This is a genomic window from Streptomyces sp. RG80 (genome assembly GCF_040446465.1).
Taxonomy (GTDB): domain Bacteria; phylum Actinomycetota; class Actinomycetes; order Streptomycetales; family Streptomycetaceae; genus Streptomyces.
In genome coordinates this window covers 68,918-86,376 of the sequence record NZ_JBEAAJ010000013.1, presented here as the reverse complement: position 1 = coordinate 86,376, position 17,459 = coordinate 68,918, and the positions used below count along the sequence as shown (strand labels likewise).

The following is a 17,459-nucleotide window of genomic DNA, read 5'->3' as shown; positions in this document are numbered from 1 at the left end:
GTTCGGCGGACAGGTCAGCCGCCCGGACGAACCCTCCGCTACGCCACACTTGCGGCCGAACGCCGTGAACCGGACGTGTTGGCGTGGCGGAGGAGGCCGACGATGGCGATTTCCATCTCTGTGGTGATGTTGCTGCTGATCCTGGCGGTGATCTTCCTGCGCAACGGCGGACTGAAGGTCTCGCACGCCCTGGTCTGCGCCCTGCTCGGCTTCTACCTGGCCAGTACCAGCATCGCCCCGACCATCAGCAGTGGTCTCACGGCCACCGCCGACATCGTCAGCAGCCTCCGGCCCTGAGGCGCGCTCACCCGCTCGTGAAGACCCCGATGCCGTTGGGCACGGGGCGCTCGGCGCCGCCGGAGGGGTGGTTGCGCACCGACACCGCGCCCGCGCCGGGGTCTCGGGCGACCAGGGTCGAGGACCCTCCGCCGTCCAGGCTGAAGCCGTCCGACGCGCCCAACCCCCTCAGTGTCTCGGCGACTTCGGCGATGGTCAGGCCCGTGCGGTACGGGGCCGCGCCGTCCACCGCGAGCAGCAGCACCCGGCGCCCGCGGTCCGCGACCCCCACGGCGGTGCGCACGGCAGAGGTCGTACCGTCGAGGCCGGGCAGGGGCTGTCCGTCGTCGAGGACCGGATAGCCGCCGATCGCGAAGCGGTACGGGACCCGGGTCGCGGACGCGACCAGGCCGCGCTGGACCCGGACCCGCTCTCCGACCGGCAACTTCCGCAACTGGCGCGCGCCTTCCTCCCGGCCCACGAGGACGGTGGTGCCGGCTTCGACGGGGCCGCTGCCCGGGGTGTCGGCGGCCGCGACGACCCGGCCGCGGCGGACCGTCACCTCGTAGGTGTCCGTGCTGCACGGAGCGGCCCGGTCGGTGTCCGTGCCGCAGGTGGCCCGCACCCGGGAGGCGCTGCCCCACCCGCTGGTGAAGGCGCCGATGGAGTCCACCGGCAGGGCGTACTGGTTGAGCCCGCCCAGCGGCAGCCGGGTCCAGCGGGTCCGGACGGAGCCGGTCAGGGTCAGGGTGTCGAGCCGGGCCCGCCGGTCGACGCCCATGCCGAGGACGTCCCTGGTGGAGGTGCCGGGCGGCAGGGCGGGGCCGAAGCGCTGGCCGTCGGGGACCGCCGCCTTGAGGGTGCGGCCGCTCGCGATCGCCGGGCCCACACTCGCGCCGGTCGCCTCGACACCCGGGTGCTGGGTCTCGGTGATGTTGAAGAAGTCGCCGTTGACACCCGCGACGGCGCCCTGGGCGTCCGCCAGTTGTGAGACGGGCGCCCGTGCGGCGACCGCTCCCGGATGCAGCAGGTCGAGCCGTACGCGCGGATCGCGCAGGTCGACGGCGAGGACGTGCACGCGGGTGGGGCCCTTGGTCGCCTGGATGTCGTACTGCCGGTAGGTGACTCCCGGTCCGATCCGGGCGGCGGCCTGGGCGGCGCCGGCCGGTGCCGCCCCCGTCAGGGTCGCACCGGCCAGCGCACCGCATGCCGTGAGGAACGTCAGTACCGCTCTGCCTGCTCGGAACCTGTTCTGACGCAGCGTCACAGTCCCCCCTGAGGTCTCGTCAACTGTCCCAGGACTCAGGGGAAGTGCACCAGACGGCAGGGTGGCTAGGCGTCGAGAAGACGGGAACGGATCAGGAAACGCACTCCTTCGGGTGCTTCGAGCGAGAAGCCGCTGCCCCGGCCGGCCACGACGTCGACGATCAGCCGGGTGTGGCTCCACAGCTCGAACTGGCTGCGCGACATCCAGAACGTCACCGGCTCCCCGACGCCCTCGACCTCCAGCTCGGCGAGCAGCACGTCCGAGCCGCCGGTACGGAACTCGCCCGCCGGGTAGCACATGGGGGCGCTGCCGTCGCAGCAGCCGCCGGACTGGTGGAACATCAGCGGGCCGTGCGCCTCGCGCAGTCGGCGCAGCAGATCGGCGGCCGCGGGGGTGAGCTCGACACGCGGGATCTCCTCATCCATGCGCCCCAGCGCACCACAGGCCACGTTGCGAGAAGGTTGCACCCCGGAGCAGGGTGGGGCCATGTACACGACCCGGGTCTCCAGGCATGTGAACGCCCCGCGCGCGGCCGTCTACCGACAGCTCGTGGACGCCGAGGCGCTCGCGAAGTGGCGGGTGCCCGAGGGGATGCGTGGTGAGGTGCACGCCTTCGACGCCCGCGAGGGCGGCGCGTTCCGTATCTCGCTCACCTACGACCTGCCGACCGGCACCGGCAAGTCCGGCTCGCACACCGACACGTACCACGGCCGGTTCCTGAGGCTGGTGCCGGACGAGCAGGTGGTCGAGGAGTTCGAGTTCGAGACCGTGGACCCCGGCCTGCGCGGCACGATGACGATGACGACCACGCTCTCCGAGGTGGCGGGCGGCACGGAGGTCGTCGTCCTGCACGAGGGGATTCCCGACGCCGTGCCGGCCGACCAGAACGAGGAGGGCACCCGGATGGCGCTGGCCAACCTGGCGCGGCTCGCGGAGGGCTGAGCGTCAGTTCGCGCCGACGTTGGCGGTCAGCAGCCGCAGCAACTGCTTCGCCGTGGCGTCCTGTTCGGGGGTCAGGCCCATGGCGTCACCGATGGCGAGGGGTACCGCCGCGGCCCGTTCGCGCAGCCGTGCTCCCTCGTCGGTGAGGGTGAGGGAGACCGAGCGCTCGTCCTCGGGGCGGCGTTCCCGCCGTAGCAGGCCGTTCGCCTCCAGGCGCTTGAGCAGCGGGGAGAGGGTGCTGGACTCCAGTTGGAGGGCGGTGCCCAGATCCCGTACCGAGATCGAGTCCTGCTCCCACAGCACCAGCATCACCAGGTACTGCGGATAGGTCAGCCGCAGCTCCTCCAGCAGGGGCCGGTAGCGGGCGGTGACCGCTCGGGAGGCCGCGTAGAGGGCGAAGCACAACTGGTCGTCGAGGAGCAGGGAGCCGTCGCGCTCCGGTTCGGCAGGGCTCATGACAGGGTTCCTCGCTCTCGATCCGGTCTCAGGGGCCCCTCGATTCTATCGAGCCGGAAACAGTCGCGAAATAAATGATCGAGCTCGATTAAGTTGTGCACGACTAAATTGAGCGCTACAGTCATGGATGTGCCGCCGCTCCCGACGAACAGCGTCGACGGAGCCAGCCCGCGGCCCCCCTTCTCCGAGGAGATCGCCATGTCCGAGCAGACCGGCACCCGCCCCGTCCTCGAGCCCGCCGCCCAGGCCTTCGTGGAGGCCACCGCGAACCCGCCGTACCTCTTCGACCTCGGTCCCGTCGAGGGCCGCAAGGCCGTCGACGAGGTGCAGTCCGGCGACATCGCCCGGCCCGCGGTCGACGAGGAGTGGATCACCGTGCAGGGCGGGCCCACCGGCGAGGTCCGCGCCCGGATCGTCCGCCCGGCCGGCGCCGAGGGCGTGCTCCCGGTGATCGTCTACATCCACGGCGCCGGCTGGGTCTTCGGCAACGCCCACACCCACGACCGACTCGTGCGCGAGCTCGCCGTCGGCGCCCGCGCCGCGGTCGTCTTCCCCGAGTACGACCTGTCGCCCGAGGCCCGCTACCCGGTCGCGATCGAGCAGAACTACACCGTCGCCAGGTGGGTCGTCGAGGAAGGCGCCTCGAAGAACCTGGACGCCACGCGGATCGCGGTCGCCGGGGACTCCGTCGGCGGCAACATGACCGCCGCCCTGACCCTGATGGCCAAGGAGCGCGGGGACGTCCCGCTGGTCCAGCAGGTGCTGTTCTACCCGGTCACCGACGCCGCGTTCGACACGCCCTCGTACCACCAGTTCGCCGAGGGCTACTTCCTGCGCCGCGACGCCATGCAGTGGTTCTGGGACCAGTACACGACCGACGAGGCCGAGCGCGCGCAGATCACCGCCTCGCCGCTGCGCGCCACCACCGAGCAGCTCACCGGTCTGCCCCCGGCCCTGGTCGTCACCGGCGAGGCCGACGTCCTGCGCGACGAGGGCGAGGCCTACGCCGACAAGCTCCGCGAGGCCGGCGTCCCCGTCACCGCCGTGCGCTACCAGGGCATCATCCACGACTTCGTGATGCTCGACGCCCTGCGCGAGACCCACGCCGCCGAGGCCGCCATCAACCAGGCCGTGGCCACGCTGCGCACCGCACTCGGCACGGCGTAACACCGTCACCGGCGCCGCCGGCCCGCTCAGGCGGGCTGCGGCGTCAGACGGCGGTGGCCCTTGCGGTCGTAGTAGAGGGCCATCGCGAAGCCGAACAGGACACCGAGGACGGCCCCCATCGCGGTCATCGTCCAGGCGCGGGTGAGTCCGGCGTCGCCGCGGGCGTCGAAGTAGAGGATCGCCCGGACGCCGTCGCCGAGCTGGCGCATGGGCTCGAAGTGGGACAGGAAGCGGTAGAAGCCCGGGACCGCCTGGAGCGGCACGGTGGCGCCGGAGGACGGCAGGCCGAGCACGATGAACACGAACATCGACACGAGCTGTCCGATGCCGCCGAACGCCGCGTTGATGGCCTGCACGCCCAGACCCACCGCGAGGGACGCGCAGTACGAGTAGATCCACAGCAGCGGCAGGTGGGTCGCGTCCATGTCGAGGACGGTGACACAGGCGAGCATCACCAGGGAGACCGTCACGAGCGTGATGCCCGCGGTCATCGCCATCTTCAGCAGCAGCGTCTGAGTGCGGCTGATCGGCACGGTGGGCAGCCGGGTGTGCCAGGGGCCGATCTCGTTGTCGGCGTAGCCGAGGGCGGTGTCGACACCGTTGCTGATGATGTTCCCGCCCATGAAGCCCGCCAGGACGAGCAGCAGCGTGTAGTAGAAGGCGGTCAGACCCAGACCGCTGTGGGTGCCGACGGGATGGCCCACCTCGGTGGCGACGGCCACGGGGTCGGCGAGCAGCAGTTTCAGGGTGGCGTCGGCACGCGGGGCCGACCGGGTGAGCTGCTCGCCGATGGTCTGCGAGGCCTGATGTGCCGCCTGCGTGGAGATCTGGGCGGCGAGCGAGGAGCCGAGGCTGCCCTTGCCGGGGTTGGTGAGCACCGTGAGCGTCGGCCGCTCGGTGGCGCCGGTGGTGGTGAGCGCGCCGACGGAGGCGGTGAAGTCCGGGGGGATGACGAGGGCGCCGTAGACCTTGCCCGCGTCCAGTTCGTCCTGGGCCCGCGCCCGGGTGAGCCGGCGCCAGTCGGCCTTGTCGCTCGAGGTGTCCGACATGATTGCCCCGGCGATCTGCGTCCCCAGGTTCCGCTCCTGCCCGGGCAGCGGCTTGCCGGTGTCGGCGTTGACGAGCGCGATCGGCAAGTCCTTGAGATCGCCCTGCGGATTGACGATGCCGCCCATGTAGAGCAGGGACAGCAGCAGGGCGAGCAGCCCGCTCAGGACGGTCGGCACGATCCAGAGCTTGGGGCGGCGCAACAGGGCGGAGGCACGGGCCTGGGGAGCGGGGTCGTTCATGGCTCTCCGTGGGGTGGGCGGTGACGCGTCCCTCCAGTCGTACGCGATCACCGCCCACCCCGCACGCAGAGCGGACGTGATCACCCAGGTGTTTCCGAGGGCGGGAGGGGTGTCGGACATTCGGCGAAACCCGGGCGCGGATGTCGGATATCCGGGGTCCGGCGGGCAGTGGCTGGTGTCGCGGGATCGGCGGACCGAAGGTGTTCGACGCCAGTCACACCCCAGCGCCATTGCGGCGCCGCAAGGAGAAGCCTCAGTGAATGCCAAGACCACGGCGCGTCCGCCGCGGGACGGCCGCGCCGCCACGCTCGTCATGGCCTGCGTCGGCGTGTTCGTCGCCTATCTGCCGGTGACCACCGTCTCGGTGAGCCTGCCCGCGATCCAGCGGGCCCTGGGCGCCTCCACGGCCCAACTGTCCTGGGTCTCCGACGCGTTCGTCCTGCCCATGGCCGCCCTCATCCTCACGGCGGGCGTCTTCGGCGACGTCCACGGCCGCAAGAGGGTCTACCAGGCCGGACTCGCCCTCAGTGCCCTGGGCGCGCTCGTCGCTCTGTGCGCGGGCTCCGTCCAGGTCGTCTGGGCCGGTCAGGCCCTCGCCGGGCTGGGCTCGGCCGCGCTGCTGCCCACCACCCTCGCGCTGATCAGCCACGCCGTTCCGGACCCACGCGAACGCGGAAAGTTCATCGGCCTGTGGGCGACCTCCCTCATGGCCGCCCTCGCGCTGGGGCCGATCATCTCCGGCACCCTCCTGGAGCACTTCGCCTGGCGCTGGATCTACCTCCTGCCGATTCCCGCCTCCCTGCTGGCCATGGCCTGCGCCGCGAAGCTGCTCACCGACTCCCGCGCGCCCGGCTCCCGCCGCCTCGACTGGCCCGGCCAGATCACCGCGGCGTTGGCGATCACCGCACTCGTCTACGGGATCATCGAGGGCGGCGCCACCTCCTTCACCGACCCGAAGGTGATGGTCGCCCTGTCCACCGCCCTGGTCGGTGCTGTCGCGTTCGTCCTGCTGGAGCGAGCCGCCGGCAGCCCGATGCTGGACCTGACGCTCTTCCGCAGCCCGGCTTTCACCGCCACCACCCTGATCGCCATGATCAGCTTCCTCGGCCTGATCGGCTTCTTCTTCGCCCTCAGCCTCTACTTCGGCATGGTCCAGCGGCTCTCCACGCTCGACGCGGCCTGGCGGCTGCTGATGGTGTCCATGGTCCCGCTGGTGCTCGGCGCCCCCGTCGGCCGGCTCATGCACCGCGTCTCCCCCCGGTTGCTCATCCCCGGCGGGCTGCTGGTCACCTCGGGCGCCCTGCTCTCTCTCACGGACATCGACGCGGACACCTCCTTCGGATCGCTGGCCTGGCGGCTGGCGCTGCTCGGTCTCGGCCTGGCGTTCGTCGTCACGCCGATGACCGCGACCGCCGTCGCCTCCGTGCCCTTCCAACAGGCCGGGATGGCCGCCGCCGGCAACAACGCCTTCCGCCAGGTCGGCGGCGCCCTCGGCCCCGCGATCCTGGGCGCGCTGCTGTCGACCCGGGCCGTCGACGCGCTGCCCGGCCACCTCGCCGCCGCCGGTCTGGACGGGCCGACCGTCCAGCACGTCACCGCGGTCGCCGAGCACGACGGCATCGGCGCGGTCGGCGGGCTCGACCTCGGCGCGGACACCGCCCGGGTCCTGGGCGCGCTGTCCGAGGCCTTCCTGGACGGGTTGCACCTGTGCCTGGTCGTCGCGGCCGTCCTGACGCTGCTCGCCGCCGCGGTGGGGGCCCTGCTGCTGCGCGGGCCGAAGCGCACGGCGTCCGTGGTCGCGGGCGGTTCCGCCGCGTCGACGGTGCCGGTGGGCAGCGGCGCGGCCGAGTGACGCCGGGGCCCGGGACCGCTTACGACGGTCCCGGGCCCCTCGACACGAGGGGCGGGCCTCGGCCCGCGGCCGTGTGAGGCGCCGTACCGTCGATCGACCACCCCCGACCAAGGAGGGCCATCGTGGACCCCCGGCCGCTGGACGCGCTGGACCTGAAGCTGATGCAGGCCCTCCAGCTCGACGGACGGGCGCCGTTCAGCCGTATCGGCGAGGTGCTCGGCGTGTCCGACCAGACCGTCGCGCGCCGTTTCCGGCGGCTGCGCACCACCGCCGGCATGCGTGTGCTCGGCCTGGTCGACGAGAGCAGACTCGGCCGTACCTCCTGGATCGTCCGGATGCGCTGCACCCCCGATGTGGCCGAGCAGCTGGCGAACGCCCTGGCGCGGCGCCCCGACACCTCCTACATCGACCTCATCTCGGGCGGTACCGAGGTGCTGTGCGCGATGAAGCCCCGCAGCCGGAAGGACCGCGACGAGCTCCTCTTCGACCGCCTCCAGCGCACGCCCCGGGTCGTCTCCGTCAGCGCGCACTGCATGCTCCACACCTTCTACGGCGGCGCGCTCGGGTGGATCAGCAAGGTCCAGGCGCTCGACGCGGACGAGGAGGAGGCGCTGCGCCCGCCGCCGGTGGAGCCTTCCGACGCCCCTGTCTCCCTCGACGCCGCCGACGAGGCCTTGGTGACGGTCCTGCGCCGGGACGGCCGGGCCGCGTACAGCGAACTCCAGGACGCCACCGGCCAGTCGGAGTCCGCCGTCAAGCGGCGCGTGGAGCGGCTGCGCTCCCTCGGAGTGCTGTACTTCGACGTCCAGCACGACAACGAGTCTCTCGGTCACGGCCTCAGCGCGATGCTCTGGCTGACCGTGGCACCCGCGGCGCTCGACCGCATCGGCAGGGCGCTGGCCCAGCACCCCGAGATCGGCTTCGCCGCTGCGGTCACCGGACAGGCCAATCTGGTGGCCGCCGTCCGCTGCCGGGGCACCGCCGAGCTCTACACCTACCTGAGCGAGAGGGTCGGCGCCCTGGACGGCGTGCAGTCGGTGGAGACGACCCTCACGCTGCGCCAGGTCAAGCAGCTGACCTACGAGCCGTCGCCCAGGTGAACGCCGTGTCGACAACCTGTGTGGGGCGTCGATATGACGGTGACTCGGGCCTTAGCGACCGCTAATGTTGAAGCTTCAAGCGACGAGGAGGTAATGATGTTCGACCTGCGGACCGAGGCCGAGATGCGACTGCACTCGGAGAAGACGGCCAAGGAACTGGCCCTGAAGAAGCAGCGTGAGGACGAGAGCGGGGACGAGAGTGGGAACACCGCACCCGCCGACGTGGAGTCAGTCGAGGTCCCGGCCGCCGACTAGCGGCAGTTCGAACCAGACCACCTTTCCGGTGCTCACCCTGGTCGCCCCCCAGCGCTCCGCGAGCTGGTCGACCAGGAACAGGCCCCGGCCGCCCTCGTCGCTCAGGCGGGCGTGCCGCATCCTCGGTACCACCGTCGAGTCGTCCTCGACCTCGCAGCGCAGCACGTCCGTGCGCAGCAGCCGCAGGGTGATCGGCCGGCCGGCGAACCGTACGGCGTTCGCCACCACCTCGCTGACCAGGAGCTCGGTGGACTCCAGCAGGGAATCCAGGCCCCATTGACGCAGTGTGCGGCGGGTCAGCCGGCGGGCCTGTCCCGCGGTCTGCGGACGCGGAGCCAGGTACCAGTACGCGACGGTGTCCGGCAGGATGCCCTCGAACCGGGCGGCGAGCAGCGCGATGTCGTCGTCCCGGTCACCCGCCCCGAGCGTGCCGAGCGCCTGGTCGCACAGCTCTTCCAAGCCCGGATCCGGGGCGCCCCCGCCCAGCCGCGCGCAGAGCCGGTCCACCCCGGTCAGCACGTCCGAGTCGCGGGACTCCACCAGACCGTCGGTGTACAGCAGCAGGGTCGCCCCGACCGGGGCGTGCAGCTCGACGGACTCGAAGCCACCGCTGCCGACGCCGATCGGCGCCCCGGGCGGCACCTGTACGACCTCGGTGCTGCCGTCGGGATGCAGGAGCACGGGCGGCAGATGGCCGGCGTTGGACATCAGCAGCCGGTGCAGCACGGGGTCGTACATGGCGTACAGGCAGGTCGCCGTGTGCTCGCTGCCCAGCCGTTCCGCCTGCTCGTCGAGGTGGTGCAGGATCTCGTCGGGGGAGAGGTCCAGCCCGGCCAGGGTCTGCACGATGGTGCGCAGCTGGCCCATGATCGCGGCCGACGTCATGGAGTGGCCCATCACGTCGCCGATGACCAGCGCGACCCGGTTGCCGGGCAGCGGGATCGCGTCGTACCAGTCGCCGCCGACCTGCGCGGTCCGCGAGGCCGGCAGATAGCGGCTGGCCAGCACGACTCCGGTCGGCTCGGGCAGGGACGGCGGGAGCATGGTGCGCTGCAAGGTGTCCGCCACGGCCGCTTCACGCGCGTACAGCACCGCCTTGTGGATGCCGAGCGCGGTGTGGGTGGCGAGCTGGGAGGCGACGAGCAGGTCGTCGTAGGTGAAGTCCGGGCGGCCGGGGGAGCGGATGAGGACGACGCTGCCCATGACATGGCTGCGGCCGTGCAGGGGAGCGATGATCAGCCGTCGCCCGGGTGGCACCGCGCCCGGCCGGTTCGCCACCCCGAGCAGCTCGGCCACCACGGACCGCAGGCCCGGAGTGTTCCCGAACACCGGTCGCCCGGCCTGGAGCAGCTTGACGAGCAGACCGTCGCCGGCCGGCCGTACGGCCTCGGCCGCCTGGACGGTGGCGGCGTCCGTGGCCGGGGCCGTGGTGTGCAGCCGCAGGACACCGGGGTCGGTGGTGCCCTCGTCGCCCACCGGGAGCGGCGCGTACAGATGGACGAACGCGGTGTCGGCGAAGGCCGGGACGGCCGCCCGGCACAGTTCGCCCAGGGTCTCGTCGAGGTTCATGCCGCGGGCGATCTGCCGGGTCGCGGCGTCGAGATAGCGGAGCCTGTCGGTCTGCGGCTCGGAGGCGATCGGCCGTCCGGCGGGTGCCTCGGAGGGCGGCGCGGGGCGCTCCGGCCGGGGCGGGGCGGCGGCGGGCCCGGGTGCGCCGGCCGGCCGGCCGCCGGCGCCGCCATCGGCTCCGAGCTGCTTCGTCACGCGTGTCCCTCCGGCCGTGCGGGCCCGCACACAGCGGGCTGATCTGGAGCGGTCAGCTACGCCGTCGGCAGCGCAGGAAGATCTGCACCTCGGGCGGGACGTCCACGGAGGACGGGGCGTACGAGTACGAGGACTCCTCGACGATGTCGAAGCCCGCCGCCTCCACGACCTCGCGCAGCTCCTCGCGGAGGTAGCCCGAGACCCGGATGGTGCTGCCGATGAACGGGATCGAGAAGTCGTCCACATCGGCCTCCACCATCGACAGCGCGAAGAGGCCGCCGGGCACGAGCAGGTGGTGGACGGTCCGCAGGGCGAGCGGGATCTCGGCGCGCGGCAGCATGAGCAGGGCGAAGAAGGCCGCCACCGCGTCGAAACGGCCCAGGTCGCGTGGGCCGCCCGGCCGCAGGTCCGCGATGTCCGCCCGGTGGAAGGTGCCGGTGGGCACATGTCCCTGGGCGAGCGCGACCATCTTGTCCGACAGGTCGATCCCGACGACTTCCAGGCCCCCCTCCGCCAGCCGGCTCGCCGTCGGGATCCCGGTGCCGCAGCCCAGGTCCAGCACCCGGGACCCGGCGGGCAGGGACTTGACGAGCCACTCGGCGGACGCGACCTGACCCTCCTTGTGCGGAAAGGCCTCGTCGTAGCGGTCGCCGATGGCGTCGAAGGCCTCGGCCTGGCCGGTGCGGTCGAGCCGCATGCTCCCGTAACCGGGTCCGTCGGCAGCGCTGCTCACGAGGATCTCCTTCGATGGCGTACGGGTAATTTTTTCACATTTGGGCGAGGTGGGGTGGGCGCCGCGTCAGGGTTCCCTCGAAGTACGTCCAGTCCGTCGCCCCGGGGTCGGAGACGTGCAGCAGGTTCTCCAGGGCGTCGTAGTGGGTGGTCGGATAGCGGACCACGCGGCGGACCACCTCCTTGAGGATGTGCAGGCTGCTGAGGTTCTCGTCCCCCGCGAGCAGCAGGATCTCCCCCTCCGCGCCGGACAGGTAGGCGGTCAGGTCGCCGGCGAGGCGGGTGTAGTGGGTGTTGTACGCGTAGAGGCCGAGGACGTCGCGGTGCGTGAAGCGGCGGCGGGCGCGTTCGACGACGGTGAAGCCGAGCGCGTCCACCATCCGCAGGATCAGCCCGGCCGTCTGCGCGCGGCCGCCTCCGGCCAGCTCGGGGGAGCACGCGAGGGCGCTCAGCCGGTCCAGGTGTTCCGGCCCGGACCGCAGCTCCTTGTCGTACCAGCCGCGTGCCGCGGTCTTGCGGTCCACGTTGCGCCGGGCCCAGCCGACGGCGCCACCGGACGTCGCCACCTCGTACGGCGCGGGCGGCCGCCCGGTGTACACGTCGACCAGTCCGCGTACGGCGTCCCTGGCGACCGGGCGGGGGCACTCGGCGTACGGGCCGCCGAGCACATCCGGCTTGAGGATCATGAGGGCGTCGGAGCGGGGGATCATCGTCCCTCCTGAACGGGGTGCGTGGTGTGGGGCAGGCGGGCCACGAGGAAGTCGAGCAGACCGAGCAGGCGCTCGATGTCGGCGAGCCGCAGGGAGTCGTACAGGCCGATGCGCAGGGCCTGCGGGTCGGCGGGATCCGTCAGGCCGTACGCCAGATGCGCGGCCTCCAGATACCGGCCGAGCCCGGCGACGGTGGCCGGCGGCAGGCCGGTGACCAGGCGGACCGTCAGCGTGTCGCCGACCCGGGCCGCGGGGGCGGTGACCCAGTCGCGGGTGGCCGCCCAGCCGGCGACCAGGGTGCGGCGGGCCGCACGGTCGGCGGCGTCGCTCTCGGGGTCGCTCTCGGCCATGGCCCGCACCGCGTGCGCGAACATCACCAGGTCACCGGTGCCGACCGCGGCACCGGCCGCGTCGAGCGCGCGAGCCAGCCCCGGTGAGGCCGACGCGGCACGCGGCGACAGGACGGCCACGGTGAGGCCTGTGCCGACGCCGAGCAGGCCGCTCGGACACAGGAACGCGACGTCGGTGTCGCGGACGCCGCGCCCGGTGAGCACCTCGGCGGTGCCGCTGAGCTCGGCGGCCCGCCAGGTGCCGGCCGGGACCGCGGCGAGGCGATCCCACCAGCGAGGGTCCTCGTCCGCCACCACGGCGAAGGGGGCCGGGGCGTCGGTCTCCCGCCCGGTCGTCGCGGCGGCGCGCCAGGCGGCGGCGCGCGGTCCGTCGCCCGTCACCGCCAGACCCGACGCCCAGGGCTCGGCGGCGGTGAGCCGGCACAGCCGGGCCGGACGGGCCGCGACGACGGTGAGGGTGTGCCCGTCCGGCACCCGGAACAGGTCCCGGGCCTCGGCGACCACCGACGCCCGGAACTCCCTGAGGTGCCTGTCGTCCGGACTGCGGCCGAGGAGCACCGTCCCGGTACTGGCCAGCGCCGCCAGCCGGGCCGCGGGCACGGGCACCGCCGCGCCGCCCAGCCGGGGCTCCCGCGGGACCAGTGCCTCCGGTATCTCGTGCAGGGCCGGACCGGGAAGGTCGAGAACCACGGTCATGTCAGCCCAACTTCCGGATCACGCGCCGCACATACGGACCGGCGACCGTGCCGGGAGCGAGGTCGACCGTGATCCGCACCAGCTCCTTGACCTCGGCGACCGCGGCCGGCAGATCCTCCTCGTACTCCGTCAGCAACTGCGCGAGACGGGACCGCAGTCGAGGGTCGGGACCGCCCCGCTCCAGCAGCCGGACCAGCCACTTGGGCGCCGGGTTGGTCTCCCCGTGCAGGGCCAGCACCAGCCGGGCGAGATGGGCGACGGCCTCCCGGAACATCCAGTACGCCGAGGAGTCGTTGCCCTCGGCGAGCTCCCCCTCGACATCGGCGAGCCGGTTGACGGCGGCCACCGCCTGGACGTTGACGTGGTACTCGGCCAGCCGGTGGGTGCCCGTCGCCGCCCGCAGCTTCTCCAACTGCTCGGCGCCGCGCAGCGGCACCCCGGTACGGATGCGGTGCAGCACCTTCAGATCGTTCGGGCTCTCCAGCTGGACGATCCCGCCGCCCTCGGACAGCGCCGCCAGGCATTCCTGGAAGGAGCGCGTCAACTCCTCGATCCCGGCGGGCTCCAGGATCGACAGGCTCACCTCACGGCCCTCCAGCTCGCCGATGGTGCCGCTCTTCTCGCCCCTGCGGACGGTGGTGTCGGCGCCGAGGACCATGGCGCCGTCGCCGCCCAGGAAGTAGACGTCCAGGTCGGAGCTGCGGTTGGCCAGTCCGTCGACGACCGAGCCCGCGACGAACAGCAGGCCGTCCGCCGGGTCGCCGACGGCGCCGAGCGCCTGCTCGGCCACGGAGTCGAGGAACGGCCGGGACAGGTTCAGCACGTCTTTCTCTTCTCTCTGCGCAGACGGCACTGCCGCCCGAAGGATTCCAGGATGGTCCGGTTCAGCGCGCTGTCCCCGGTGTGCTGCTCGAAGTGCCACTGGATACCGAGGACATACCGCGCGGGGTGATCGACACTGAGGGCCTCGATCACGCCGTCGGGCGCCAGCGCCTCCACGTGTACGTCCGCCGGGAGCGCGTGGACGACCTGGGAGTGCTGGGAGTTGACCGGCACCGAGGTCCCGGCGAACGCCCCCGGGAGACCGGCGAGCAGTCCGCCCGGCCGGATGTCCACCGGGTGCGCGTCCGCCCAGCGGTCACCGCCCGCGGCGGGATCCGGAACGAAGCGGTGCACGGCTGCCTCCGCGCCCTCGGTGTCCCGCAGCGCCGCCCCGGCCGACACCCCGATCTCCTGCATGCCCCGGCAACTGCCGAGCACCGGCAGGTCCGGCAGGGTCCGGGCGTGCCGCAGCAGCGCCAGCGCGGCGGCGTCCCGGTCGGGGTCGTACTCGCGTCCCTCCCGCGCCGCGCCGGCGTCCCCGAGGAAACGGGGGTGCACGAACGAGCCGCTGCCGGGCAGGACCAGACCGTCCAGGTCGTCCAGAGCCCCGACGGCGGCCTCGTCGGGCGGGATGACGAGCGGCAGCACGCGCGCGTACCGCAGCAGGCTGTCGGCGAGGACGTCGTTGACCCTGGAGTAACTGGTCCCGTTGGCACGCCGCTTGCGGCAGGCCAGGACACCGACGACGGGGAGTTCCGGCGGGTTCGGGAGGTTCACGGGGTCCGGCACGCGGGCCTACCGTCCCGTCCGCAGCCGGAGGTCGTCCAGGATCGCCGGGATCGCGTCCGGGTCCGGCGCCGTCACCACCACGACGACCTCGTCCTCGGGGGAGGGCCACTCGGCGGCGACCCGCACCGCCGGGTGGTCCGCGAGCCGGGACAGCACCGCCGGGAGGTCGGCGTCGGCCCGCACCGGCAGCAGATGCATCGCCGCGGTGGTCACGAAGGGGGCGGGGGTGGGCAGTTCACCGTCCACCAGGGTCTCGACGAGGGCGCGGTACGGCTGTGCCGCGCCGTCGGTGGCGAGCGGCACGAGATGGGAGTTGATCAGATCGCCACCGAGCCGTGCGCCGATCTCCAGCACCACGGGCCCCTCGGCCGCGTAGCGCAGGTCCACATGGAAGCCGCCGGTCGCGATGCCCACGGCGCGTACCGCGCGCTCGGCCGCCTCGTGCACCCGGGCGAGCCGCTCCGGGGTCAGCGCGGAGGGCACGACCGTGGTGGTCGTACGGAGCTCCCCGGGCGCCAGGTACTTGTCGGACACGGCGAGGATCACCACCTCGCCGTCGTGCACCAGCCCGGAGACCGAGTGCTCGCTGCCCTCGACGAGCTCCTCGACCAGGAAGGCCGCGGAGTCCTCGTAGTTGAGGGACGTCAGCTTGATCAGCTCCGCGGGCTCGGTGTCCGCGTCGACGACCGCGGAGCCACGGCCGCCCGAGGAGTGCGCGAGCTTGAAGATCAGGGGCAGCCCGAGCTCCCCGACCGCGGCCTTGAGCTCGTCGGCCGTGGTTCCGGTGCGCCAGCGGGGGTTGAGGCCGTGCGGTTCCAGCGCCCGGCGCTGCGCCGCCTTGTCGAGGCACACGGCGGCCGCGGCGACCGAGGGCCCGCGCAGGCCGAGCGCCTGCGACACCTTGGCGGCGACGTCCACGTACCGGTCGCCCCAGCACAGCACCGCCGCGGGCCGGTGCCCGCCGGCCTCGGCCTGGCGCAGGGCGCGGGCCGCCACGTCCTCGGCGGACTCCGCCCGGGTGAAGGCGGCGGTCCGCTCCTCGGGCAGCCCGAGATGGCCGAGGCCGGTGTCGGAGTGCACGTACACGGCGTGGCCCAGCTCCGCGGCGGCGTCGATCTCGGGCCGCCACTCCAGAGGGGAGCGGCGCAGGCCGAGATGGAGGACGGAACGGTCGGGGGACATAGGAGGGCCTTCCTGGGGAGTGGGTGAGGGCAGGAGTCGGGAGGAGGAGGTCACAGCGTGGCCGCCGCGGGTGCGTGGCGCCGCTGGTACCAGGTGTTGCCGAAGTCCGAGACGACGAGGGCGGGTCCGGTCCGCTCCGAGCGGTCGGCGTGCGCCTGGTACAGGCTCTGCAGCACCCGGCCGATGGCGATGGCCGCGCGCAGCTCCGGGACGCCGTACACGTCACCGTCGGTGCGCATCAGCCGGAAGTCGTGCAGCCCCGGCCGGTGCGCGCCGGCCAGGGTCAGGCCCAGGGGCACCCGGATGGCGTGCCGGACCCCGTTGGCGACATGGCCCTGGTGATGGTGAGACGTCCACTCGGTCATGTCGGGCATGGTGGGAGCGTAGAACCAGTCACGGTTGTCGAAGCTCGGGTGGTCGCTCACGCCGCCGGCGTGCGGCATGAAGTGCCAGCCGTTCCAGCGCATCCGGGCGGCGATGGCCCTGACGACCTGTGGCAGTTCCTCCGGGGCCCGGTCGAAGCGCCGGGTGAAGCCCTCGGCGGGGACCACACAGCAGTAGTAGTCGCTGGTCTTCCAGTGCCCGGGGTCGGGGCTGCCGGCGGCGATGAGCGCGGACAGCGTGGTGAGGTCGCGGGGGCCGCGGGACATGCCGACATGGGAGCCGGTGCTCTCCGTACCGGTCTCGACCAGGTCGTGGATCACTTCCTCGAGGCCGGTGCTGAACGCGGAGCCGGTCGCGGGGCCGTGCAGCGCGGGCATCAACAGCGCCCAGGCGGCGGTGAGTCGATCGGGACGGTCGAGGTCCGCCGCAGGCAGCAGCTCCGTCACCTTCGCGGCGAAGGCGGCCGGCAGATCGGCCGCGGTCACCGGGCGGTCGAGGAAGTGCTCCTGCTTGTTGATCGTCATGGCCTGGACCGTGCGGTAGATCTGCGGCCCGCGTTCGAGCTTGCCGGGACGCAGTCGCCTGGCGTGCTCCGCGAGCGCGAAGAGCCGTTCCACGAGCGGCAGTTGTGCCGTCCCGGCGGGCACCTCGCCGTCGTAGGAAGCGATCTTGGCGCGTATGAAGGTCTCCAGGCGGCCGGGGGTCAGCTGGGTGCCGCTGAACTCCTCGGTCCTGGACGGGGTTCCGGAGGCGATGAGGGCCGACATGCAGACGACGAAGGCGGCGTCGTGGGCCGACCAGGAGGCGACCGGAACGCCGTCGATCCCGTTGAGGCGGCACTGCTCGGAGCCGGCCGGGACCGACTTGCCCACCAGATTGCTGTGCTCCCGGCCGAGGTTGGTGTAGCAGTGTTCGCCGATGTGGACGCGCATGGGTCCGACATGGGTGAGGGTCCGGCGCAGGTCCGCGACCATGGTGTCCACGGTGCCGGGCGGGGCCGCGCGCAGCCAGGCGTGCAGCTCCCTCGACTCGGCCTCCTCCGCCTGCCGCAGCTCGTCCCAGCGCCGGTCGAGATCGGCGGGGCGCCGGCCGGCCCAGTCGACGCGGCCGATCTCCAGGACGCCGTCCGGTGCCGGCTCGCCGTCCCTGAGGATGCGCAACCGTCCGGTGCCGGTCAGCACCATGCGCTCGCCCATGGCGTCCCGCACCAGGGGGAGATGACGGCGCGCGCCGATGTCCCGCAGCTCGGCGAGGGCGAGCGACTCGCCTGCGCTCAGGGCGCCGAGGCCCACCTCGGCCTTCAGCCGGCCGCCGAGGGTCGCGGCGTGCAGGGCCGCGGTGTACGCCGACTCCAACGTGTCGGACTCCTCCGCGACGAGCTCCAGAAGCTTCGTGAATCCCTCTGTACGAAGGAGACCCAACGTAA

The 17,459-nt window shown here is 72.7% G+C and carries 18 protein-coding genes; 6 read left to right on the top strand and 12 right to left on the bottom strand.

What is annotated here, in order from left to right:
* The first annotated feature begins 102 nt into the window (after positions 1-102).
* Positions 103-297 carry a hypothetical protein gene (locus ABKA17_RS38335; protein WP_353696998.1) on the top strand — a complete coding sequence of 65 codons (195 nt, stop codon included), beginning with the start codon at positions 103-105 and terminating at the stop codon, positions 295-297.
* A 7-nt stretch (positions 298-304) separates the two neighbouring features.
* On the opposite strand, the gene ABKA17_RS38330 is transcribed toward ABKA17_RS38335, so the two are convergent.
* Positions 305-1,543, bottom strand: coding sequence for a phosphodiester glycosidase family protein (locus tag ABKA17_RS38330; protein WP_353696997.1), 1,239 nt, complete (start codon positions 1,541-1,543; stop codon positions 305-307).
* 65 nt (positions 1,544-1,608) lie between these two features.
* A complete protein-coding gene (locus ABKA17_RS38325; RefSeq protein ID WP_353696996.1) occupies positions 1,609-1,968 on the bottom strand; it encodes a DUF779 domain-containing protein in 360 nt (119 codons plus the stop codon).
* A gap of 61 nt (positions 1,969-2,029) precedes the next feature.
* On the opposite strand from ABKA17_RS38325, the gene ABKA17_RS38320 reads away from it, so the two are divergent.
* Positions 2,030-2,485, top strand: coding sequence for an SRPBCC domain-containing protein (locus tag ABKA17_RS38320; RefSeq protein ID WP_353696995.1), 456 nt, complete (start codon positions 2,030-2,032; stop codon positions 2,483-2,485).
* A gap of 3 nt (positions 2,486-2,488) precedes the next feature.
* Here the strand turns inward: ABKA17_RS38320 and ABKA17_RS38315 are convergent, their stop codons facing one another.
* Entirely contained in the window at positions 2,489-2,941 is a 453-nt protein-coding gene (locus tag ABKA17_RS38315) for a MarR family winged helix-turn-helix transcriptional regulator (RefSeq protein WP_353696994.1), read from the bottom strand.
* Between the two features lie 198 nt (positions 2,942-3,139).
* Here ABKA17_RS38315 and ABKA17_RS38310 point away from each other — a divergent pair, with 198 nt between their 5' ends.
* A complete protein-coding gene (locus tag ABKA17_RS38310) occupies positions 3,140-4,108 on the top strand; it encodes an alpha/beta hydrolase (RefSeq protein WP_353696993.1) in 969 nt (322 codons plus the stop codon).
* Between the two features lie 26 nt (positions 4,109-4,134).
* Here ABKA17_RS38310 and ABKA17_RS38305 read toward each other — a convergent pair whose 3' ends face one another.
* The gene (locus ABKA17_RS38305; protein WP_353696992.1) at positions 4,135-5,397 is read right to left on the bottom strand and encodes a YhgE/Pip domain-containing protein; all 1,263 of its coding nucleotides are present in this window, start codon (positions 5,395-5,397) and stop codon (positions 4,135-4,137) included.
* Positions 5,398-5,710: 313 nt separating this feature from the next.
* Here ABKA17_RS38305 and ABKA17_RS38300 point away from each other — a divergent pair, with 313 nt between their 5' ends.
* The 3 genes from ABKA17_RS38300 to ABKA17_RS38290 all read left to right on the top strand — a co-directional run bounded on the left by ABKA17_RS38300 (position 5,711) and on the right by ABKA17_RS38290 (position 8,604).
* Complete coding sequence (locus ABKA17_RS38300) at positions 5,711-7,249, top strand: MFS transporter (RefSeq protein WP_353697216.1); 1,539 nt, start codon at positions 5,711-5,713, stop codon at positions 7,247-7,249.
* A gap of 122 nt (positions 7,250-7,371) precedes the next feature.
* Positions 7,372-8,349 (top strand): Lrp/AsnC family transcriptional regulator, encoded by a 978-nt coding sequence (locus tag ABKA17_RS38295; protein ID WP_353696991.1) that lies wholly within the window; start codon positions 7,372-7,374, stop codon positions 8,347-8,349.
* Between the two features lie 96 nt (positions 8,350-8,445).
* Positions 8,446-8,604, top strand: a complete 159-nt coding sequence (locus ABKA17_RS38290; RefSeq protein WP_353696990.1) for a hypothetical protein — start codon at positions 8,446-8,448, stop codon at positions 8,602-8,604.
* Here the strand turns inward: ABKA17_RS38290 and ABKA17_RS38285 are convergent.
* The 8 genes from ABKA17_RS38285 to ABKA17_RS38250 all read right to left on the bottom strand — a co-directional run bounded on the left by ABKA17_RS38285 (position 8,578) and on the right by ABKA17_RS38250 (position 17,454).
* Entirely contained in the window at positions 8,578-10,173 is a 1,596-nt protein-coding gene (locus ABKA17_RS38285) for a SpoIIE family protein phosphatase (protein WP_502994517.1), read from the bottom strand. The genes ABKA17_RS38290 and ABKA17_RS38285 overlap by 27 nt on opposite strands.
* A 247-nt stretch (positions 10,174-10,420) precedes the next feature.
* Positions 10,421-11,065, bottom strand: a complete 645-nt coding sequence (locus ABKA17_RS38280) for a class I SAM-dependent DNA methyltransferase (RefSeq protein ID WP_353697215.1) — start codon at positions 11,063-11,065, stop codon at positions 10,421-10,423.
* 70 nt (positions 11,066-11,135) lie between these two features.
* Positions 11,136-11,810 (bottom strand): hypothetical protein, encoded by a 675-nt coding sequence (locus ABKA17_RS38275; RefSeq protein WP_353696988.1) that lies wholly within the window; start codon positions 11,808-11,810, stop codon positions 11,136-11,138.
* Entirely contained in the window at positions 11,807-12,856 is a 1,050-nt protein-coding gene (locus tag ABKA17_RS38270) for a hypothetical protein (protein WP_353696987.1), read from the bottom strand. Before ABKA17_RS38270 ends, ABKA17_RS38275 begins: the two co-directional genes overlap by 4 nt.
* 1 nt (position 12,857) lies before the next feature.
* Entirely contained in the window at positions 12,858-13,679 is an 822-nt protein-coding gene (locus tag ABKA17_RS38265; RefSeq protein WP_353696986.1) for a hypothetical protein, read from the bottom strand.
* Positions 13,673-14,467 (bottom strand): gamma-glutamyl-gamma-aminobutyrate hydrolase family protein, encoded by a 795-nt coding sequence (locus ABKA17_RS38260; RefSeq protein ID WP_353696985.1) that lies wholly within the window; start codon positions 14,465-14,467, stop codon positions 13,673-13,675. The genes ABKA17_RS38265 and ABKA17_RS38260 overlap by 7 nt, the downstream gene beginning before the upstream one ends.
* A 6-nt stretch (positions 14,468-14,473) precedes the next feature.
* Complete coding sequence (locus ABKA17_RS38255) at positions 14,474-15,649, bottom strand: ATP-grasp domain-containing protein (RefSeq protein WP_353696984.1); 1,176 nt, start codon at positions 15,647-15,649, stop codon at positions 14,474-14,476.
* A 50-nt stretch (positions 15,650-15,699) separates the two neighbouring features.
* Positions 15,700-17,454 (bottom strand): hypothetical protein, encoded by a 1,755-nt coding sequence (locus ABKA17_RS38250; protein WP_353696983.1) that lies wholly within the window; start codon positions 17,452-17,454, stop codon positions 15,700-15,702.
* Between the last annotated feature and the right edge of the window lie 5 nt (positions 17,455-17,459).

Coding starts and splice junctions, on each gene's coding strand:
- ABKA17_RS38270 (WP_353696987.1), bottom strand. CDS start 12,856: ATGACCGTGGTTCTCGACCTTCCCGGTCCGGCCCTGCACGAGATACCG.
- ABKA17_RS38335 (WP_353696998.1), top strand. CDS start 103: ATGGCGATTTCCATCTCTGTGGTGATGTTGCTGCTGATCCTGGCGGTG.
- ABKA17_RS38320 (WP_353696995.1), top strand. CDS start 2,030: ATGTACACGACCCGGGTCTCCAGGCATGTGAACGCCCCGCGCGCGGCC.
- ABKA17_RS38315 (WP_353696994.1), bottom strand. CDS start 2,941: ATGAGCCCTGCCGAACCGGAGCGCGACGGCTCCCTGCTCCTCGACGAC.
- ABKA17_RS38275 (WP_353696988.1), bottom strand. CDS start 11,810: ATGATCCCCCGCTCCGACGCCCTCATGATCCTCAAGCCGGATGTGCTC.
- ABKA17_RS38310 (WP_353696993.1), top strand. CDS start 3,140: ATGTCCGAGCAGACCGGCACCCGCCCCGTCCTCGAGCCCGCCGCCCAG.
- ABKA17_RS38280 (WP_353697215.1), bottom strand. CDS start 11,065: ATGCGGCTCGACCGCACCGGCCAGGCCGAGGCCTTCGACGCCATCGGC.
- ABKA17_RS38285 (WP_502994517.1), bottom strand. CDS start 10,173: ATGAACCTCGACGAGACCCTGGGCGAACTGTGCCGGGCGGCCGTCCCG.
- ABKA17_RS38290 (WP_353696990.1), top strand. CDS start 8,446: ATGTTCGACCTGCGGACCGAGGCCGAGATGCGACTGCACTCGGAGAAG.
- ABKA17_RS38305 (WP_353696992.1), bottom strand. CDS start 5,397: ATGAACGACCCCGCTCCCCAGGCCCGTGCCTCCGCCCTGTTGCGCCGC.
- ABKA17_RS38325 (WP_353696996.1), bottom strand. CDS start 1,968: ATGGATGAGGAGATCCCGCGTGTCGAGCTCACCCCCGCGGCCGCCGAT.
- ABKA17_RS38255 (WP_353696984.1), bottom strand. CDS start 15,649: ATGTCCCCCGACCGTTCCGTCCTCCATCTCGGCCTGCGCCGCTCCCCT.
- ABKA17_RS38300 (WP_353697216.1), top strand. CDS start 5,711: ATGGCCTGCGTCGGCGTGTTCGTCGCCTATCTGCCGGTGACCACCGTC.